This window comes from Tumebacillus lipolyticus (genome assembly GCF_042682745.1).
Taxonomy (GTDB): Bacteria; Bacillota; Bacilli; order Tumebacillales; family Tumebacillaceae; genus Tumebacillus_A; species Tumebacillus_A lipolyticus.
In genome coordinates this window covers 382,566-400,037 of sequence record NZ_JBHUIO010000009.1, presented here as the reverse complement: position 1 = coordinate 400,037, position 17,472 = coordinate 382,566, and the positions used below count along the sequence as shown (strand labels likewise).

The 17,472-nt window shown below is 57.5% G+C and carries 15 protein-coding genes; 12 read left to right on the top strand and 3 right to left on the bottom strand.

Annotated elements, in window-relative coordinates; genetic code table 11:
• Nucleotides 1-4 precede the first annotated feature (4 nt).
• The 3 genes from ACFSOY_RS15970 to ACFSOY_RS15960 all read right to left on the bottom strand — a co-directional run bounded on the left by ACFSOY_RS15970 (nucleotide 5) and on the right by ACFSOY_RS15960 (nucleotide 3,727).
• Entirely contained in the window at nucleotides 5-802 is a 798-nt protein-coding gene (locus ACFSOY_RS15970; RefSeq protein WP_386048271.1) for an ABC transporter permease, read from the bottom strand.
• The gene (locus ACFSOY_RS15965; RefSeq protein WP_386048269.1) at nucleotides 780-1,811 is read right to left on the bottom strand and encodes an ABC transporter ATP-binding protein; all 1,032 of its coding nucleotides are present in this window, start codon (nucleotides 1,809-1,811) and stop codon (nucleotides 780-782) included. The genes ACFSOY_RS15970 and ACFSOY_RS15965 overlap by 23 nt, the downstream gene beginning before the upstream one ends.
• A 185-nt stretch (nucleotides 1,812-1,996) precedes the next feature.
• Nucleotides 1,997-3,727 carry an Rqc2 family fibronectin-binding protein gene (locus ACFSOY_RS15960; protein ID WP_386048267.1) on the bottom strand — a complete coding sequence of 577 codons (1,731 nt, stop codon included), beginning with the start codon at nucleotides 3,725-3,727 and terminating at the stop codon, nucleotides 1,997-1,999.
• Nucleotides 3,728-3,945: 218 nt separating this feature from the next.
• On the opposite strand from ACFSOY_RS15960, the gene ACFSOY_RS15955 reads away from it, so the two are divergent.
• From ACFSOY_RS15955 to rlmN, 12 genes are all read left to right on the top strand, one after another.
• Nucleotides 3,946-6,675, top strand: coding sequence for a calcium-transporting P-type ATPase, PMR1-type (locus ACFSOY_RS15955; protein ID WP_386048265.1), 2,730 nt, complete (start codon nucleotides 3,946-3,948; stop codon nucleotides 6,673-6,675).
• A gap of 4 nt (nucleotides 6,676-6,679) precedes the next feature.
• Nucleotides 6,680-7,507, top strand: a complete 828-nt coding sequence (dapF, locus tag ACFSOY_RS15950; RefSeq protein WP_386048263.1) for a diaminopimelate epimerase — start codon at nucleotides 6,680-6,682, stop codon at nucleotides 7,505-7,507.
• Nucleotides 7,508-7,677: 170 nt separating this feature from the next.
• Nucleotides 7,678-8,559, top strand: a complete 882-nt coding sequence (locus tag ACFSOY_RS15945; RefSeq protein WP_386048261.1) for a YicC/YloC family endoribonuclease — start codon at nucleotides 7,678-7,680, stop codon at nucleotides 8,557-8,559.
• Nucleotides 8,560-8,637: 78 nt separating this feature from the next.
• Entirely contained in the window at nucleotides 8,638-8,904 is a 267-nt protein-coding gene (remA, locus tag ACFSOY_RS15940) for an extracellular matrix/biofilm regulator RemA (RefSeq protein ID WP_087457736.1), read from the top strand.
• A gap of 28 nt (nucleotides 8,905-8,932) precedes the next feature.
• A complete protein-coding gene (gene gmk, locus ACFSOY_RS15935; protein WP_386048258.1) occupies nucleotides 8,933-9,550 on the top strand; it encodes a guanylate kinase in 618 nt (205 codons plus the stop codon).
• Nucleotides 9,551-9,757: a DNA-directed RNA polymerase subunit omega gene (rpoZ, locus tag ACFSOY_RS15930; RefSeq protein WP_386048256.1), complete on the top strand. Its 207-nt coding sequence runs from the start codon at nucleotides 9,551-9,553 to the stop codon at nucleotides 9,755-9,757.
• Nucleotides 9,758-9,825: 68 nt separating this feature from the next.
• Nucleotides 9,826-11,043: a bifunctional phosphopantothenoylcysteine decarboxylase/phosphopantothenate--cysteine ligase CoaBC gene (gene coaBC / locus ACFSOY_RS15925; protein WP_386048254.1), complete on the top strand. Its 1,218-nt coding sequence runs from the start codon at nucleotides 9,826-9,828 to the stop codon at nucleotides 11,041-11,043.
• A complete protein-coding gene (gene priA / locus ACFSOY_RS15920) occupies nucleotides 11,040-13,487 on the top strand; it encodes a primosomal protein N' (protein ID WP_386048252.1) in 2,448 nt (815 codons plus the stop codon). The genes coaBC and priA overlap by 4 nt, the downstream gene beginning before the upstream one ends.
• A gap of 88 nt (nucleotides 13,488-13,575) precedes the next feature.
• Entirely contained in the window at nucleotides 13,576-14,058 is a 483-nt protein-coding gene (gene def / locus ACFSOY_RS15915) for a peptide deformylase (protein WP_386048250.1), read from the top strand.
• 14 nt (nucleotides 14,059-14,072) lie between these two features.
• Nucleotides 14,073-15,020, top strand: a complete 948-nt coding sequence (gene fmt / locus ACFSOY_RS15910; RefSeq protein WP_386048249.1) for a methionyl-tRNA formyltransferase — start codon at nucleotides 14,073-14,075, stop codon at nucleotides 15,018-15,020.
• Between the two features lie 5 nt (nucleotides 15,021-15,025).
• Nucleotides 15,026-16,366 (top strand): 16S rRNA (cytosine(967)-C(5))-methyltransferase RsmB, encoded by a 1,341-nt coding sequence (gene rsmB / locus ACFSOY_RS15905; protein ID WP_386048247.1) that lies wholly within the window; start codon nucleotides 15,026-15,028, stop codon nucleotides 16,364-16,366.
• Between the two features lie 9 nt (nucleotides 16,367-16,375).
• Nucleotides 16,376-17,470, top strand: coding sequence for a dual-specificity RNA methyltransferase RlmN (gene rlmN / locus ACFSOY_RS15900; protein ID WP_386048245.1), 1,095 nt, complete (start codon nucleotides 16,376-16,378; stop codon nucleotides 17,468-17,470).
• Nucleotides 17,471-17,472 lie beyond the last annotated feature (2 nt).

Below are 17,472 nucleotides of genomic sequence, written 5' to 3'. Positions count from 1 at the left end.
GGGCTCAACCTCCTTGCACGACCAGATGGCGGTGGATTCGCGTCCAGATCAGCCGAGCGAGCACCCACAGCCCAAGAATCCACGCCGTCTGGATCAGCAGGCCCTGCCAGATCTGCTCACCTGCAAACACGCCGGTGAAGATGCCGAGCGGTGTGTAGAAGATCGCTTGGAAGGGTAAGGCGTACAGGAGCGGCTGCAACACATCCGGGTACATCCACAGCGGGATGATCTGCCCGGAGGCGAAGCGCACGAGGGCAAAATAGGTGAACATAAAGCCGAGCAGATCGAGCGTTTTAAACGAGATCAGGCCGAACAAAAAATTGCAGAAAAAGAGGATGACCCAAGCTTGCAACAGGGCGAGCACGAACGCGAGCGTCTGAAGCGGGCCGGGCAACATCAAGTCAAAGAGAAAGTAGGCGACGACGAGCGGCGGCAAGAGGAAGAAGCAGATTCGCGTCACCATCAGCCCGAAGTTGCGCGCCATCATGTGCAACATAAAATCGACAGGCTTCATCAGATCGGAGGTGATCATGCCCATGCGGACTTGTGTCTGTATGTACGTATGGACGCCCTCATCGATCGACAGCACCGAGCCGATCAGCATGCCGAGCACCGCGTAGGTGATCATCTGGTCGAGCGTCATCGATTCGAAAGAGGCAGGTGTTTGATTGAACAGCACGCGCCAGAGCGTGGCGACAACATATAATTGCAAAAACAGGCCGAGCATCTCCATCCAGAAATTGAGACGATAGGCTGACTGTTGAAAGAAGAGTTGGCGGCTAAACGTCCAGAACAGCGACATGCGGCTCCTCCTTCTGGCGGGTGGTCATCCCCGTTTCGTAGATCTCTCGAACGATCGATTCGATCTCCGGCTCCTCGACGGTCAAGTCGCGGATCGTGTGCCCGGCAGCGACTTTCATCATCACATCGGATGCGGAGAGTCGATCTCGATTGTAGGAAAGCCAGATGCGCGCTCCTTCTTCTCGCAACACGCGGGTGTCGGGGATGTTGAGCGAATAGGGTGCGTCATCCAACTCGATGATCAGCGTGCGCTCGCTGCCGAACTGAGATTTCAGATGGTCGATCGAGCCGTCGTACAGAATTTTGCCGTCATCGATGATCGACATCCGCTTGCATAGCTTCTCGATGTCTGTCATGTCGTGGGTGGTCAGCAGCACCGTCACGCCGCGGTCGCGATTGATCTCGCGAATAAAGGTGCGCAAGCGCTCTTTGGCGAGCACGTCGACGCCGATCGTCGGCTCATCCAAGAACAGGATGCGCGGATTGTGCAGCATGGCGGCCGCCAAGTCGGCACGCATGCGCTGTCCGAGCGAAAGTTGGCGCACCGGCGTGTTTTCGAACTCGTGGAGCTCCAACAGCTCGCGAAACGTGTTTAGATTTTTTTGGTAGAGATTGTCTGGAATCTTGTAGATCGTCTTGAGCACTTTGTAGCTTTCGATGACGGGGATGTCCCACCAGAGCTGCGTTTTTTGTCCGAAGACGACGCCGATGTTCTGCGCGTGCTCCTGCCTTTGTTTCCAAGGGGTAAGGCCGGCGATCGAAATCTCGCCGGCAGTCGGAACGAGAATTCCGGTCATCATTTTGATCGAGGTGGACTTGCCGGCACCGTTTGGGCCGATGTAGCCGAGCATCTCTCCCTCCTCGACTTGAAAGGTGATGTCATCCACCGCCACATGTGTGTGATAGTTTGTATTCCACAGGTTGCGGACCCCGGAGAGAAAGCCCGTCTTGGGAATCAATCGCTTAAATTCTTTTCGCAAATTGCGAACTTCGATCAGTGCCAATATCATTCGCCTCCATTTCGTTATGATAGCACAGCGGGAAAAAACAATTCTGTGAGCGCGGTCGCGAAAAAAGACCCGTTCCTCAGCGGAGAAGAACGGGTCTGGCGCTTTAGGCGGAACGGGTCGCAGGAGCCAGGTCAAACGCTTGTCGCTCCTGCGAGCGCCGTTTGAAACAGGTGCGTCTTGGCCGATCACATCGGCGCGACAGGCGTTTGCGGCGTCACATAGAGCGTTTTTTGGTTGTCGTACAGCACAAATCCCGGCTTGGCCCCGTTCGGCTTCCAGACATGGCGGATCAGCGTGTAATCGACCGGAACTTGGCTCGATTCACGGCCTTTGCTGAAAAAGGCTGCCAGTTGCGCCGCTTCGAGCAAAGTGCGCTCGGGGACTTCTTTGGCGCGGATGACAACATGGCTGCCAGGGATGTCTTTCGTGTGCAGCCATGTGTCGGTGTTGTGGGCGAACTTCATCGTCAAATATTCGTTCTGACGGTTGTTTTTGCCGACGAACAACTCGATGCCGTCAGTGGAGAGGTAGCGCTCGGGCTTGATCGGTGCCTCTTTTTTCTTGGCGGGCTTCCTTCCTTTGGGGAGCTGCTTTTGCTTGATCTTCAGATAGCCTTCCGCCTGCAGCTCTTCACGAATCTCCTCGATGTCGCTCCAGGTGGCGGTGGAGAGCTGCTGAAGGATGTTTTCCAGATAGGCGATCTCCGCTCGCGTCTCCTCGATCTGTCGGTGCAGGATCGGGATCGACTTTTTCACCTTGTTGTACTTCTTGAAGTAGCTCTGCGCGTTCTCGTTCGCAGAGAGCGCCGGGTCGAGCGGGATGGTGAGCATGCCCAGGTCTTCGTCATAAAAGTTTTGCACGCTGACCGATTGGCTGCCTCGCTGAATCTGATAGAGGTTGGCGGTGATCAGCTCGCCGTAGATCCGGTACTGCTCCGCTTCGGATGACTCGTCGATCATCGCTTCGAACTTGGCGATCTTGTTGACGTTCTTCTGCAGTTCGTTGTTGACGAGCCGCTCCAGGTCTTGTGAGCGCTGGCGAAGCGCATCACGCCACGCCTTCTCCGAATAGAACCTCTCCACCGCCTCGCTGATCGAGGCGAAGCTGTGTGATTCGCCTTCGACATGCGTGAGGGGGATGCAGGAGAACGCCTTTGGCCGCTCCGCAAGGTATACGATCGTCGGCAGGTAGCGATGCTCCCGACAGGAGGTGATCACTTCGGCAAACGCTTGCCATTCTTCGTTTCGTGTCGGGGTTGCGCTCGCTAGTCGAGAGGCGATCTCTTTGGCGAGCAGCGGGGAGATGCCGGTGAAGGAGGCGACGAGAAACTTATCAAAAGCGAGGTCGGCTCGCTCGTCGCGCAGAGATTGAAAATTGCCGAGCGAGACGGAAAACGGGTTGTCCTTGCCCTGCTCCGGCGGGTTTACATAGGTGCGCCCAGGCAGCACTTCGCGGTGGCGAGACGTGCCGAAGTTGACATGGACCAGCGAGTCGAGAATTCGATTTTCGGCAGGGTCGAGCAGGATGACGTTCGAATGCCGCCCCATGATCTCCACGACGAGGATGCGCTCGGTGAGATCGCCCAACTCATCGCGGTTCTCGATGGCGATGTGGAGAATGCGCTCATTGTCGATCTGCTCGATGCGCGTGATGCGGCCACCCTCGCAATGTTTGCGCAGCAGCATGCAGAACATCGGCGGTTCTGCAGGGTTTTGCCCCTGGTACTCGGTGACCAGATGCGCGCGGGGAAAGGTGGGGTTGGCGGTGAGAAGCAGCTTGTAATTGTTGCCGCCACGGCGGATGTGCAAGAGCAGGTCGCGCTCAAGCGGCTGATAGATTTTATCGACACGACCGGTCAGAAGCGATTCGGTCAGCTCGCGCGTCACCGCGCGGAGAACGATGCCGTCAAATGCCATGAAAATCACCTCGATATGAAAAAAGGCACTTCCTCGTTTGGGAACGTGCCAGCATTTTAGACATTATACTTGGGATTAGGTGGAATGGCAATGGAATCCTTTGCTTCTGCACCCCGCAGGGCGGACATGTTGCCCGCTTGTCATGCTTGGTCTACCTCCGATCGATCGAGCATAGACATGTTCTCAGGACAACGATGTGGAAAAAGGGGTGGCACCTGGTGCAGAAGAATGATTGGCATACGATGGAGGTACATGATGTACTCCAGATGCTCTCCGTGCCGGTGGACGGTCTGACAAACACAGAGGCGGACAAGCGGCGTGAACGATTCGGGGAGAACAGGCTGAACGAAGCAGAGCAGAAATCATGGCTGACCTTGTTCCTGAACCAGTTCCGAGATTTTATGGTGTTGGTGCTGCTCGGCGCAACCCTGGTATCAGGATTGCTCGGGGAGCACGCAGATGCGATCACGATTATTGCGATCATCATCGTCAACGGAATACTCGGCTTCTACCAAGAGCTGCGAGCTGAAAAGTCGCTCGCTTCGCTCAAGCAGTTGACCGCGCCGAGCGCGCTGGTAAACCGCGCGGGGGAGAAGCGGACCATCCCTGCTGCTGAGCTCGTTTTGGGCGATGTGATCTTTTTGGAGAGCGGCGATCGCGTCCCCGCAGACGTCCGGGTGCTTGAGTGCGTCGGATTTGAGGCGGAAGAGTCTGCGCTGACGGGGGAGTCGCTGCCGGTGCAGAAGTCGAGCGGATGCATACAGGAAGTCAATGCGGCGCTCGGCGATCGCAAAAACATGGCCTACATGGGCACGATGATCACCCGCGGGAAAGCGAAGGCGGTCGTCGTCGCCACCGGCATGACCACCGAGATGGGGCGGATCGCCGACCTGATCCAAACGGCGGAGGAGACGGAGACTCCGCTTCAGCGCAGGCTCGATCAGCTCGGCAAGATCTTGGTCTACGTAGCGCTCGGCATCACGGCGATCGTCGTGCTCTTCGGCATCCTGCACGGCAATGACATGTATACGATGTTCCTCGCCGGCGTCTCGCTCGCCGTCGCGGCGATTCCAGAAGGGCTGCCGGCGATCGTCACCGTGGCGCTCGCCTTAGGCGTCCAGCGCATGATCAAACGACGCGCCATCGTGCGCAAGCTGCCCTCGGTGGAGACGCTCGGATGTGCGACCGTCATCTGCTCCGACAAGACGGGCACCCTGACCCAAAACAAGATGACCGTGCAGCGGATCTGGACAGGAGGGCAATATTATGAAGTGACAGGAACCGGATATGATCCGACTGGCGAATTTTATTGCGCCGGAAAAAAAGCGGAGCTCGCCCGCCGACCCGACCTGTTGCGCCTGCTGGAAATCTCCGTGCTGTGCAACAACGCTGTGCTCAGACAGGAGCAGGTGAAAAAGCAGGTCGATTGGGTGGTGCAAGGCGATCCGACAGAAGGCGCGCTGATGGTGATGGCAGCCAAGGCTGGGTTGCATGGCCCGGACATGGAAGCTCAACAGCCGCGCTTGGCCGAGATCCCGTTCGACTCGACGCGCAAGATGATGTCCGTGTTGACCCGCGATCAGAAAGGCAACCTGTTCATGCTGTCCAAAGGTGGGCCGGATGTGCTGCTTGAGCGATGCGGGTACATGCTGGTGGACGGCGTAGTCACGCCCTTGACCCGCGCGATGCGCAAGAGCATCATGCAGGCGAACTATATGATGGGAGCGGAAGCTTTGCGCTGCCTCGCCGTCGCCTATCGCCCGCTGCGCAGTGAAAAGCAGTTTCACGGTGAGGACGCGGAGCGAGATCTCGTCTTTGTCGGGCTGACCGGGATGATCGATCCGCCGCGACCAGAAGTGATGGAGGCGATCAGTCGCTGTAAACGGGCTGGGATCAAGACGGTGATGATCACAGGCGATCATCAGGTGACCGCAGAAGCGATCGCCAGACAGCTCGGCATCCTGCCGTCTGGCGGTTTGACAGTCAACGGACACGATCTCTATAATATGTCTGATGAAGATCTGAAGGCGCGCGTCGAGGATATTTACGTATTCGCTCGCGTGTCGCCTGAACATAAATTGCGAATCGTCAAAGCGCTGCAAGCGAACGGTCATGTGGTGGCGATGACTGGCGACGGCGTGAACGACGCGCCGGCGATCAAGGCGTCAGACATCGGCATCTCGATGGGGCAAGGCGGGACCGATGTGGCCAAGGAAGCGTCTTCCTTGATCCTTTCGGATGACAACTTTGCGACGATCGTCGCTGCGATCGAAGAAGGTCGGGGCATCTATGAGAACATCCGCAAGTTCGTCCGCTATCTGCTCGCTTCCAATGTCGGGGAGATCGTGACGATGTTCCTGGCGATGATGATGGGGATGCCGCTGCCGCTGGTGCCGATCCAAATCCTCTGGGTCAACCTGGTCACAGACGGATTGCCGGCGATCGCGCTCGGGGTTGACCAGGCGGAAAAGGACATCATGCAAAAGCCGCCGCGCAACGTGCGCGAATCGATCTTTGCCCGCGGGCTCGGCTTCAAGATCCTCTCGCGGGGCATTTTGATCGGCGTCGCGACGCTGGCCGTGTTCTGGTTCTCCCTGCAGATGGAGCCCGATGATCTGATCAAGGCGCAGTCGATGGCTTTCACCACCCTCGTCATGGCGCAGCTGATTCACGTGTTCGACTGCCGAAGCGTCGAAGGGGGCATCTTCTCGCGCAATCTGTTTGAGAACAGATGGTTGGTCCTCTCCGTGATCTCTTCGATCGGCCTGCTGCTCGGCGTCATGTATATCGAACCGTTCCAACCGGTGTTCCGCACCGTTCCGCTCGGACTCGTCGATTGGATGATCGTGCTGATCGCCGCCGCCATCCCGACGTTCGCCCTCGCGGCGCGCCGCGTCACCCGCAGGAGCACGGCACAGCTCGGGATTTCGGGCGCTAGGAGGAAATAGAGAGATGAACTTTACGAAAATGCATGGTCTCGGCAATGACTTTGTGGTCGTTGCCGAGTTTTCTTCCGTTCCAGACCGGATCGACTCGCTGGCCCAAAGCGTGTGCGACCGCCACTTCGGCATCGGGGCGGACGGACTGGTGTTGATCTTGCCGCACGAGCGGGCCGACTTCGCGATGCGAATCTTCAATGCGGATGGCACGGAGGCGGAGCAATGCGGCAACGCGGTGCGCTGTGTCGCCAAGTACGTGTTTGACAAACAGCTGACCGACAAGGAAGAGATCCTGCTGGAAACTCGCGTCGGCATCCAGCGTCTGAAGCTTGTGATCGAACGAGGAGAAGTCGCGCAGGTGACGGTCGACATGGGAGAGCCAAAGCTCGCAGGTCGGGAGATTCCGACGCAGGTGGAAGCGGAGCGAGTGATCGATCACCCGATCTCGGTCGCAGACGGAGAGTTTCGGTTCACCGCCGTCTCGATGGGCAACCCGCATGCGGTGATCTTTGTCGAGAGCCTGGAAAGCGTGCGGCTGCACCAAGCGGGCCCGCAGATCGAAACCAATCTGTTGTTCCCGCGCCGGACGAACGTCGAGTTCGTGCAAGTGCATGGGCCGGACGAGGTGACGATGCGCGTTTGGGAGCGCGGATGCGGTGAAACGCTCGCCTGCGGGTCGGGCGCGTGCGCCGTCGTCGTGGCGGGCGTGCTGAATGGGCGTACGTCCCGCAATGCGGTGGTGCACTTGCAGGGCGGCGATCTGCAGATCGAATGGCGCGAGTCTGACAATCGCGTCTACATGACAGGTCCTTCGAGGATCGTCTTCGAGGGCGTGTATTAAAAACGGGGATCGCTTCGCCGCACGCACACATTTTCGCGGCGCGCGATCCTTTTTGCTTGCATCTTGGCAAGAAATTGCGTAATATGAGCAGGAAAAGCCCGAAAAACAGTGAAAACTGTTTCTTGTTACATATTTCCGTAGTATGATAGAGGCGAAAGAAGGGAATCTCGATGCTCAGAAGCATGACGGGATATGGTCGAGCTGAAAAGATCGATTGCGGCTACCGCGTTCTCATCGAGATCAAAGCGGTCAATCATCGCTATGCGGAAGTGGTGGTTCGGATGCCGCGCGACTATCTCTTCGCAGAGGACAAGATCAAGAAGGTCATCTTGGAGCGCGTGTCGAGAGGCAGGCTTGATTGTTACATAACCATCGATCGGGTGGAGCGGAGCGGAAGCGCAGTCATTCTGGACGAAGAGCTGGCGGCGCAGATCAAGTCGGCCGCCGATTCGCTGGCCGAACGCTTGGGGATGTCGGAACGCCTGAGTCTGTCCGACCTGATTTCGCAACCGGATGTTGTAAAGGTCACTCAAGCACAGGAGGATGCGGAGCTTTTGGGAAGCATGCTCGTGCAGCTGGCAGCAGATGCGGCAGACGATCTTGTCATCATGCGGCAAAGCGAAGGAAGCAGACTGGCTCAGGATGTCAGAGGTCGCATCGACAAGCTTCGCGCGATCAAGGAAGCGGTTTCAACTCGTGCCCCCCTTGTCGTCAGCGAGATTCGCGAGCGGTTGGAGAAGCGGCTGAAAGAGCTGCTCGCAGGCGCGGTGCTCATCGAGGAAGCGCGCTTGCTCACCGAGGTCGCTCTGCTCGCAGATCGCGCGAGCATCGTCGAGGAGCTGGTGCGGCTGGACAGCCACTTCGAACAGTTTGAAGACATGCTCGGAGCAAGCGAGCCGATCGGTCGCAAGCTGGACTTCTTCGTGCAGGAGATGAACCGCGAAGTGAACACGATCGGCTCGAAGGCGAACGACTTGCAGATCGCCCAACACGTGGTGGAGATGAAGGCGTTGCTCGAACAGATTCGTGAGCAGATTCAAAATGTCGAGTAGATCCCGATCTGGTATCAGAAGAATCCTTCCTGGCAACAATGCAGGCAGAGAGGGTAGTGAATTTAGGAGGAATGGGTCGTGAGCATTAAGCTAATCAATATCGGGTTTGGAAATATCGTTTCCGCCAATCGCATCGTTTCGATCGTCTCTCCAGAGTCTGCGCCGATCAAGCGCATCATTCAGGAAGCGCGCGATCGCGGCATGCTGATCGATGCGACGTACGGACGCAGAACTCGCGCTGTGATCATCACCGACAGCGATCATATCATCTTGTCGGCTGTTCAGCCGGAAACTGTGGCACATCGTCTGGTAGCGAAAGACAACAGCCAAGACGACGAAGAGTAAAACCACAACGTCCGGAAGGAGAAAAAAGATGATACAAAAAGGGTTGCTCATCGTCTTGTCAGGGCCGTCTGGAGCAGGTAAGGGCACGATCTGCAAGGCGTTGTTGCCGACGATGAATACCACTCACTACTCGGTCTCGTGCACGACGCGCCAACCGCGCGAAGGGGAACTGGAAGCGGTCAACTATTTTTTCAAATCGGTCGATCAGTTTCAAGAGATGGTCAAGCAGGATGAGCTTTTGGAGTGGGCCGAAGTATACGGCAACTATTATGGGACGCCGCGCAAATACGTCGAGGAAACATTGGCTGCCGGAGAGAATGTGCTGCTTGAGATCGACATTCAAGGCGCCTTGCAAGTGAAGGAAAAATTCCCGAACGGCGTGTTCATCTTCCTGATGCCGCCTTCGCTCAATGAGTTGCGCAGCAGGATCATCGGTCGTGGATCGGAGACGGAAGAGTCGTTCAACCGTCGCTTCGGTGCGGCGTCCGATGAGATGAAGTACATCTCCGAATACGATTATGTTGTGGTCAACGATGTGGTGGAGAACGCCTGCAACAAAGTTCGCAGCATCATCACCGCTGAGCGTTGCAATGTCTCTCGGAACTTAGAATATTATAATTGTTTGATTCAGGAGGGTGGCAAGTAGATGATTTATCCTTCCATTGACAAGTTGATGCACCTTGCAGATAGCAAGTATTCGCTGGTGGTCGCCGCTTCGAAGCGCGCGCGCCGCATTCAAGATGGTGCAGAGAAGATGATCACCGTTCAGAGCAACAAGAACGTTACGGTGGCGCTGAACGAGATCTCCGAAGAAAAGGTGCGATTCGTGCGCACAAAAGATGGCATCAAGTAAACAGACGAGAAACAACCTCATTGCGGGTTGTTTCTTTTTGTAACAAGACAGGAGAGGAGACGGTCACCATGCTAAAAGGGAAAACGATCGTGCTTGGCGTCGCAGGCGGAATCGCCGCTTTTAAAACGGCATCGCTTGCCAGCCTTTTGACAAAAGCGGGTGCGAACGTGCATGTCATCATGACCGAATCGGCGCAAAAGTTTATCACCCCGCTCACCTTTCAAAGCCTGACCAAACGGCCGGTGCATCTCGACACGTTCACCGAGCCAGACCCGTCCGAATTGGCTCATATCGCCCTCGCAGACAAAGCAGACCTGATCGTCGTCGCTCCGACCACCGCCAACGTGATCGGCAAGGTGGCAAACGGCATCGCAGATGACATGCTGACGACGACGATCATGGCGACGACCGCACCTGTGCTCTTCGCGCTGGCGATGAATGTGAACATGTACAACAACCCGATCGTTCAGGACAACGTCAGCTACCTCCGGGAAAAAGGGTATCAGTTTGCGGAGCCGAACGAAGGCTATCTCGCCTGCGGGTGGACGGGAAAAGGCCGCTTGATGGAACCGGAGGAGATCGCCGCATGGATCGAATCATTTTTCACTGAGCGGGACAAGCCGCGCGATCTGGCGGGAGTCCGGCTGTTGGTCACCGCAGGGCGGAACGCCGAGCCGATCGATCCGGTGCGCTATGTGACCAACCGCTCCACCGGCAAGATGGGATATGCGATCGTCGAAGCGGCGCTTAGGCGCGGGGCTCTCGTCACGCTGGTCACCGGCCCGTCCGAGCTTGCGCCGCCTTCGGGCGCTACGACCGTTCAGGTGCAGACTGGGCTTGAGATGTACGAAGCGGTGATGGCGCGAGTTGAGGAGCAAGATGTGATCATCGGGGCGGCGGCAGTTGCCGATTACCGACCGAAGCTGCGCCACGAGCAGAAGCTGAAGAAAAAAGAGGGCAATCTGCTGATCGAATTTGAGCGCAATCCGGACATCCTGCTCGAAGTGGGGCAGCGCAAGCGCGACGACCAATTGCTGGTCGGATTTGCAGCCGAGACAGAAAATGTGTTGGAGAACGCCAGAGGGAAGCTGATGCGAAAAGGGGCGGACCTGTTCGTCGCCAATGATGTTTCGCAGTCGGGCGCCGGTTTTGGCACAGATACCAACATCGTCACCCTCGTCGATCGGGAGGCGGAGATCGCGCTTCCGCTGCTCTCCAAACTTGAGGTGGCAGATCGAATCCTCGACCATGTGTTGAACATGCGAACGAGGCGATCTTCCCGATGAGCTCGAAGCGATTTGCTGAGGTGATCGTCGAGGTAAAATCTTCGGGGGTCGACCGACCTTTTCACTATGAGGTGCCAGAAGCGATGCGCGACCGCGTGCACATCGGGACTCGCGTGTTAGTTCCGTTTGGCCCGCGCCGATTGGAAGGCTACATCGTGGGTCTGGCAGAAGCTGCCGATGTGACGAAGACGAAGGCGATCTTGGAAGTGCTGGACGACGAGCCACCGCTCACGCCCGATCTGGTGGAGCTGGCAAGCTGGCTCTCGGAGCGGTATCTGTGCACGAGAGCGGCTTCCGTCCAAGCTCTGCTGCCGAGCGGGATGCGAGCCAAGGCGAGCACCAAGCTGCAATTGGTCGACGAGCCGCCCGCCGTGACGCCAGGTTCGCTGGAGGCGGAGCTGCTGCACACCTTGCAGGAATCTCCGAACAGGACGAAGGAGCAATTGATCGCCGAACATCCGCGATGGAGGTCGATCCTTCGCGAGTGGACGGCGAAGGGCATCTTGAAGGAATCGTATCAGGTCAAGCAAGGAGCGCAGATGAAGACGGTCGTCTACCTGACCTGTGCGGTACAGGGAGAGTCATTTCAGTCTGCGCTCGCAGAGCTCGGCCGTGCCAAAAAGCAAAAAGAGGTGCTCGCCTATCTGTTCGATCAGGGAGAGCCGGTGCTGATGAAAGCGGTCTTGAGCGAGTTGAACGCCTCGACTGCGACGCTGAAACCTCTCGTCGAAAAGGGGTATGTGCAAAAAGAGCTGCGCGAGGTGTTGCGCGACCCGTACGGCATCGAGCATGGCCGATTGGAGCAGCCGTTGCCGCTCACACCGCTGCAGCGATCCGCTTACGATCAGATCGCAGCGGCGGTTGCGAGCGAAAAGCCGGAGACCTTTTTGCTGCATGGAGTTACAGGATCTGGAAAGACGGAAGTGTATCTGCAGGCGATCGCCTCCTGTGTGCAACAGGGAAGGCAGGCGATCATGCTCGTCCCGGAGATCTCGCTGACTCCCCAGATGGTCGAGCGCTTCAAAAAGCGCTTCGGAGATGCGGTGGCGGTGATGCACTCGCGGTTGTCTGCCGGTGAAAAGTTTGACGAGTGGCGGCGAATTCGCCAAGGGGATGTGACGATCGTCGTCGGCGCTCGCTCGGCGATCTTTGCACCTTTTCGATCGATCGGACTGATGATCATCGACGAAGAGCACGAAGCGTCCTATAAACAGGATGATCATCCGAAATACCTTGCACGCGAAGTCGCGATGTATCGCGGGCGCCAGCATGGTGCGACTGTCGTTCTCGGCTCGGCAACTCCGGCGCTGGAGACGCGCTGGTGGGCGCATCAAGGACAGATCGGCCTGCTGGAGATGTCTGACCGCGTGCTGGGACAAAACCTGCCCAAAGTCAGAGTGGTCGACATGAGAAACGAGTTGCAGGAAGGCAACCGCTCGATGTTTTCCTCCTCGCTGAAGCAGGGCATCGAAAAGCGGCTGGAAAAAGGCGAGCAGATCATCCTGTTTTTGAACAGGCGCGGCTTTGCCACGTTTGTCCTCTGTCGCTCTTGTGGCTATGTCGCTCGCTGTCGGGAGTGTGAAATTCCGCTGACCTACCACAAAGCTCGCGGGTTGGAACAGCTGCGCTGCCACTACTGTGGCTATGCGGAGCGCATGCCTCACGTCTGCCCGGACTGCGGAGGGGATCATGTGCGCCATTTTGGCACGGGGACGCAGCGGGTGGAGGAAGAGCTCAACCGCGTCTTCACAGGTGTGAACGTGATCCGCATGGATGTTGACACCACGTCGGGCAAAGGATCGCACGCCGATCTTCTGCAGCGCTTTCGCAACCGGGAGGCGCAGATTCTGCTCGGCACGCAGATGATCGCCAAAGGTCTCGACTTTCCGAATGTCACGCTCGTCGGCGTGATCTCCGCCGATACCTCCCTGTTCGTTCCCGACTTTCGAGCGGCGGAGCGCACGTTCCAACTGCTCACCCAGGTCGCAGGTCGCGCAGGCCGTCACCAGCTGCCAGGCGAGGTGATCGTGCAATCCTACAACCCCCAACACTACGCGGTTCAATTTGCGAAACAGCAAGATTATGATCGCTTTTTCCAACATGAGATTCGCGTGCGCTACGGCGTGCACAATCCACCTTTTTGTGAGCTGACCGCCTTTACTTCGGTCAATGTGAACGAGGACGAGTCGCTGCGGATCGCGCGCAAGCTAGAAGAGCGATTGCGCAACGCCTTTGGCGGGCGAGAAGATGTCACGCTGCTCGGGACTTCGCCCGCCCCGCTATCCCGACTGCAAGGAAAGTATCGCTTCAATGTCGTGCTCAAGTATGGGCGGTTCAAACAGGTCGCCGAGCAGATTCGCTCCGTCTATCAAGAGCTGGCTCAAGAAGCGCAAAAGGCGGGAGGATACCTGTCGATCGATGTCAATGCGCAAATGATCCTCTAGGGGTAAATCTTCCCTTTCGAAACGAGTGATCGTTTGGTATGATGAAAGATGGTTCTTTTCTTTTGGGTCAAGGAGGGAGACTGTCTAAATGGCGATTAAAATCATCCGTTTGGAAGGAGACCCGGTGTTGCGCCAGGTCGCCAAACCAGTGCCGGAAGTGAATTCACATATACAAAAATTGCTGACCGACCTCGCGGATACGATGTATGATGCCGGGAATGGGGTCGGGCTTGCCGCTCCGCAGATCGGCATCCTGAAGCGCTGCATCGTCGTCGATGTGGGGGAAGGTCTGATCGAGCTTGTCAACCCGGAGGTCATCTCGGAAGCAGGATCGCAGGTCGGCCCGGAAGGCTGTCTGTCGATGCCCGGGAAATCGGGCGAAGTGATGCGCGCCAACCGCGTGGAGGTCAAAGCGCTCAACCGCGACGGTGAGGAGTTTACCGTCGTGGGCGAAGGGCTGCTCGCACGCTGTCTGCTCCATGAGATCGACCATCTCGACGGCATCTTGTTCACCGACCGCCTGCTCCCGGCAGGTGCTGTGAACAACAATCGAAACGGGAAAAAACGTTGAAGGAGGTGACCGGGATGAAAATCTTGTTTATGGGAACGCCAGATTTTGCGGTACCGTGTCTGGAAGCGTTGATCGAAAGCGGATATCAGGTCGCAGCGGTCGTCACCCAGCCAGATCGACCGAAAGGGCGCAAGGGAGAACTGACGCCTCCGCCGGTCAAGGTGGCGGCGCTTCGTCACAACCTTCCGGTGCTCCAACCGGAAAAGGTGCGCACCGAAGAGTCGCTGCAGGCGCTAAGAGCGTATGACGCCGATCTGCTGATCACCGCAGCATACGGGCAGATCTTGCCAAAAGCGCTCTTGGACATGCCTCGACTCGGCTGCATCAACGTGCATGCATCGCTGTTGCCGCGCTGGCGCGGCGGCGCTCCGATCCACCGTGCGATCCTTGAAGGCGATGCCAACTCTGGCGTCACGATCATGCGGATGGTGCAAGCGCTCGACGCGGGCGACATGATTTCACAGGTGGTCGTGCCGATCGATGAGGTGGACACCGTCTCCTCTCTGCACGACAAGCTGGCGGCGGCAGGCTCGAAGCTGCTGATCGAAACGCTGCCCAGCATCGCAGCCGGTACGCATACTGAAACGCAGCAGGACGAGTCGTTGGTCACCTACTCGCCCAACATCTCTCGCGATGATGAGCGCATCGATTGGAGCCGCGATGCGCGGACGCTCTACAATCAAGTGCGCGGACTAAACGCATGGCCTGTTGCATTTACAACGGTTGCTCATAAAGTGATGAAGATATGGCAAGCTAGGATTGATGAGGAAGAATCTGCACCGACCGCCCTGCCTGGCACCGTTTTGAAAGCGACAGACGATGCGATCATCGTGCAGTGTGGCAGCGGCAGATTGGCGCTGTTGGAAATTCAGCCTGCAGGCAAACGCCGCATGCTCGCCTCCGAGTATCTGCGGGGCGTGAAGCTTGAACCGGGCACAAGATTTGGGGAACGGGAGGAATAGGTTCATTGGCTCAGACAGCAAGAGATATCGCTTTGGACGTGCTGCTCGCCATCGAGGAGAGAGGCGCCTATAGCAACTTGGCACTGGCGAACGCCTTGAAGCGGGCGAGGCTCAGCGCGCGTGATGTCGGGTTGACCACCGAGCTGGTGTACGGCACGGTGGGGCGGCTCAACACGCTCGACTATTATTTAGCACCCGCGCTCAAAACACCGCTGCACAAACTGGAGCCCTGGGTGCGCAACCTGCTTCGTCTGACCGCCTACCAGCTGTATTTTTTGGAGCGAATCCCTGCGTTTGCTGCGATCAACGAAGCGGTGGAGATCGCCAAGCGCCGAGGTCGCAAAGCGAGCGGATTTGTCAACGGCGTGTTGCGCGGAGTCTTGCGCAACCAACAGCAGGTGAAGCTCCCTTCGAAAGAGAAGAGTTGGGTGCGCCATACCGCCTTGCAACACTCCCATCCGGAGTGGATGGTGAAGAGCTGGGAGCGGGCGTTTGGCCGCGAGGAGACGGAAGCGCTCTGCGAAGCGAACAACGAGCGACCAGCGCTCAGCCTCCGGGTCAATTCGCACCGGCTCACCCGCGCGGAGTTGCTTCAGGAGTTGCAAGAGCAGGAGATCGCCGCACACCCATCGCCGGTCACACCATTTGGAATCATCTTGCACGAGGGGCTCGATGTCACCCGATTGCCAGCCTTTCAAGCGGGCCGTTGCACCGTTCAAGATGAAAGCTCGATGCTGGTCGCGCAGGCGCTCGATCCGCAGCCAAGAGAGCGAATCCTCGACTGCTGTGCGGCGCCGGGCGGCAAGACCACCCATCTCGCCGAGCTGATGGGTGACGAAGGGGAAGTGGTCGCAGTCGATGTGCACGATCATAAGATCGAGCTGATCGAAAACGTCGCCGCTCGCCTCGGGCTTACGTCGATTCGCACCTGGGCGGGCGACATCCGCCGCGTGGTGACAGAGGCGGGCACGTTCGACCGCATCTTGCTCGATGCTCCTTGCAGCGGGCTTGGCGTGATCAAGCGCAAACCAGACTTGAAGTGGAGGAAATTCCCGGAGGATATTCACGAGATCGCCTCCTTGCAGCGCGACCTGCTGAACACGGTCGCCAAAGCGCTTCGCTCAGGCGGGGTGCTCGTCTATTCCACCTGCACGATCATGCCGGAAGAGAACATCGAAGTGGTGCGGAGCTTTCTCGCCGCTCATCCCGACTTCGAGGCTGACTCGATCGCCGAGCATCTTCCCGCAACTGTGCACGGGGCGATCGTCGACGGGTGCGCCGTGCAACTGATGCCGCAACAATTTGACAGCGATGGATTTTTTATCGCACGCTTACGCCGAAAGTAGGTGAACACCATGGAAACGATCAAACTGATCGACGACAAGCAAACAGATTCGGATGCTGGAAAACGCGTGCATCTGTTGCAATTGAAATACGATGAGATGGAAAAATGGGTGCAGAGCATCGGGCAGCCGAAATTTCGCGGCAAGCAGATCTTCACTTGGCTGTATCAGGACCGCGTCAATAACATCGCCGACATGACCAATCTGCCGCAAAAGTTTCGTGAGCAGCTAGCGGAGATTGCGACGATCGATACGATGCGGGAAGTGACGCGCCAAGTTTCGACGGACGGCACGATCAAATGGTTGTGGGAGCTGTACGATGGCTCGACGATCGAGACGGTGCTGATGCGACACGATTACGGAAACTCGGTCTGTGTGTCCACACAGGTCGGCTGTCGGATGGGTTGCACATTTTGTGCCTCCACGCTGGGCGGATTGGTCCGCAATCTGACCGGTGGCGAGGTGGTGGAACAGCTGCTGAACGTCCAGCGCTTCCTCGATCAAGAAGCGAAAGGGGAGCGCGTCTCCTCAGTCGTGCTGATGGGTTCGGGCGAACCGATGGAAAACTATGACGAATCGATGCGCTTTATCGACATCGCCAACGATCAAAACGGATTGAAGATCGGAGCGCGCCACATCACGATCTCCACATCAGGTCTGGTGCCGGCGATCAAGCGCTTGGCAGATGAAAAGCGGCAGATCACGCTTGCGATCTCCTTGCATGCGACGCGAGATGAGATCCGATCAGCCCTGATGCCGATCAACAGGCGCTGGGGCATCGCCGAGCTGCTCGACGCCTGCCGCTATTACATCGCAGAAACTGGACGTCGCGTATCGTTCGAGTATGCTCTCGTCGGCGGGAAAAATGATGATCTGGCACATGCTCGCGAGCTGGCTGATTTGTTGGCAAACATCGATTGCCACGTCAATCTGATCCCGGTCAACTATGTGCCAGAGCGAAACTACACGCGCACGCCCAAAGATCAAATTCGCGCGTTTGTCAACGAGTTGAACCGTCTGGGTGTAAATGCGACGGTCAGAAGAGAGAAGGGACACGATATCGCTGCTGCCTGCGGACAGTTGCGTGCGGAGCAGGGGAAAATCTGAGG

Bases quoted from the DNA above. Each gene is read 5' to 3' on its own strand.
- ACFSOY_RS15970 (WP_386048271.1), bottom strand. From the start codon at position 802: ATGTCGCTGTTCTGGACGTTTAGCCGCCAACTCTTCTTTCAACAGTCA.
- ACFSOY_RS15965 (WP_386048269.1), bottom strand. From the start codon at position 1,811: ATGATATTGGCACTGATCGAAGTTCGCAATTTGCGAAAAGAATTTAAG.
- ACFSOY_RS15960 (WP_386048267.1), bottom strand. From the start codon at position 3,727: ATGGCATTTGACGGCATCGTTCTCCGCGCGGTGACGCGCGAGCTGACC.
- dapF (WP_386048263.1), top strand. From the start codon at position 6,680: ATGAACTTTACGAAAATGCATGGTCTCGGCAATGACTTTGTGGTCGTT.
- ACFSOY_RS15945 (WP_386048261.1), top strand. From the start codon at position 7,678: ATGCTCAGAAGCATGACGGGATATGGTCGAGCTGAAAAGATCGATTGC.
- gmk (WP_386048258.1), top strand. From the start codon at position 8,933: ATGATACAAAAAGGGTTGCTCATCGTCTTGTCAGGGCCGTCTGGAGCA.
- rpoZ (WP_386048256.1), top strand. From the start codon at position 9,551: ATGATTTATCCTTCCATTGACAAGTTGATGCACCTTGCAGATAGCAAG.
- coaBC (WP_386048254.1), top strand. From the start codon at position 9,826: ATGCTAAAAGGGAAAACGATCGTGCTTGGCGTCGCAGGCGGAATCGCC.
- priA (WP_386048252.1), top strand. From the start codon at position 11,040: ATGAGCTCGAAGCGATTTGCTGAGGTGATCGTCGAGGTAAAATCTTCG.
- def (WP_386048250.1), top strand. From the start codon at position 13,576: ATGGCGATTAAAATCATCCGTTTGGAAGGAGACCCGGTGTTGCGCCAG.
- fmt (WP_386048249.1), top strand. From the start codon at position 14,073: ATGAAAATCTTGTTTATGGGAACGCCAGATTTTGCGGTACCGTGTCTG.
- rlmN (WP_386048245.1), top strand. From the start codon at position 16,376: ATGGAAACGATCAAACTGATCGACGACAAGCAAACAGATTCGGATGCT.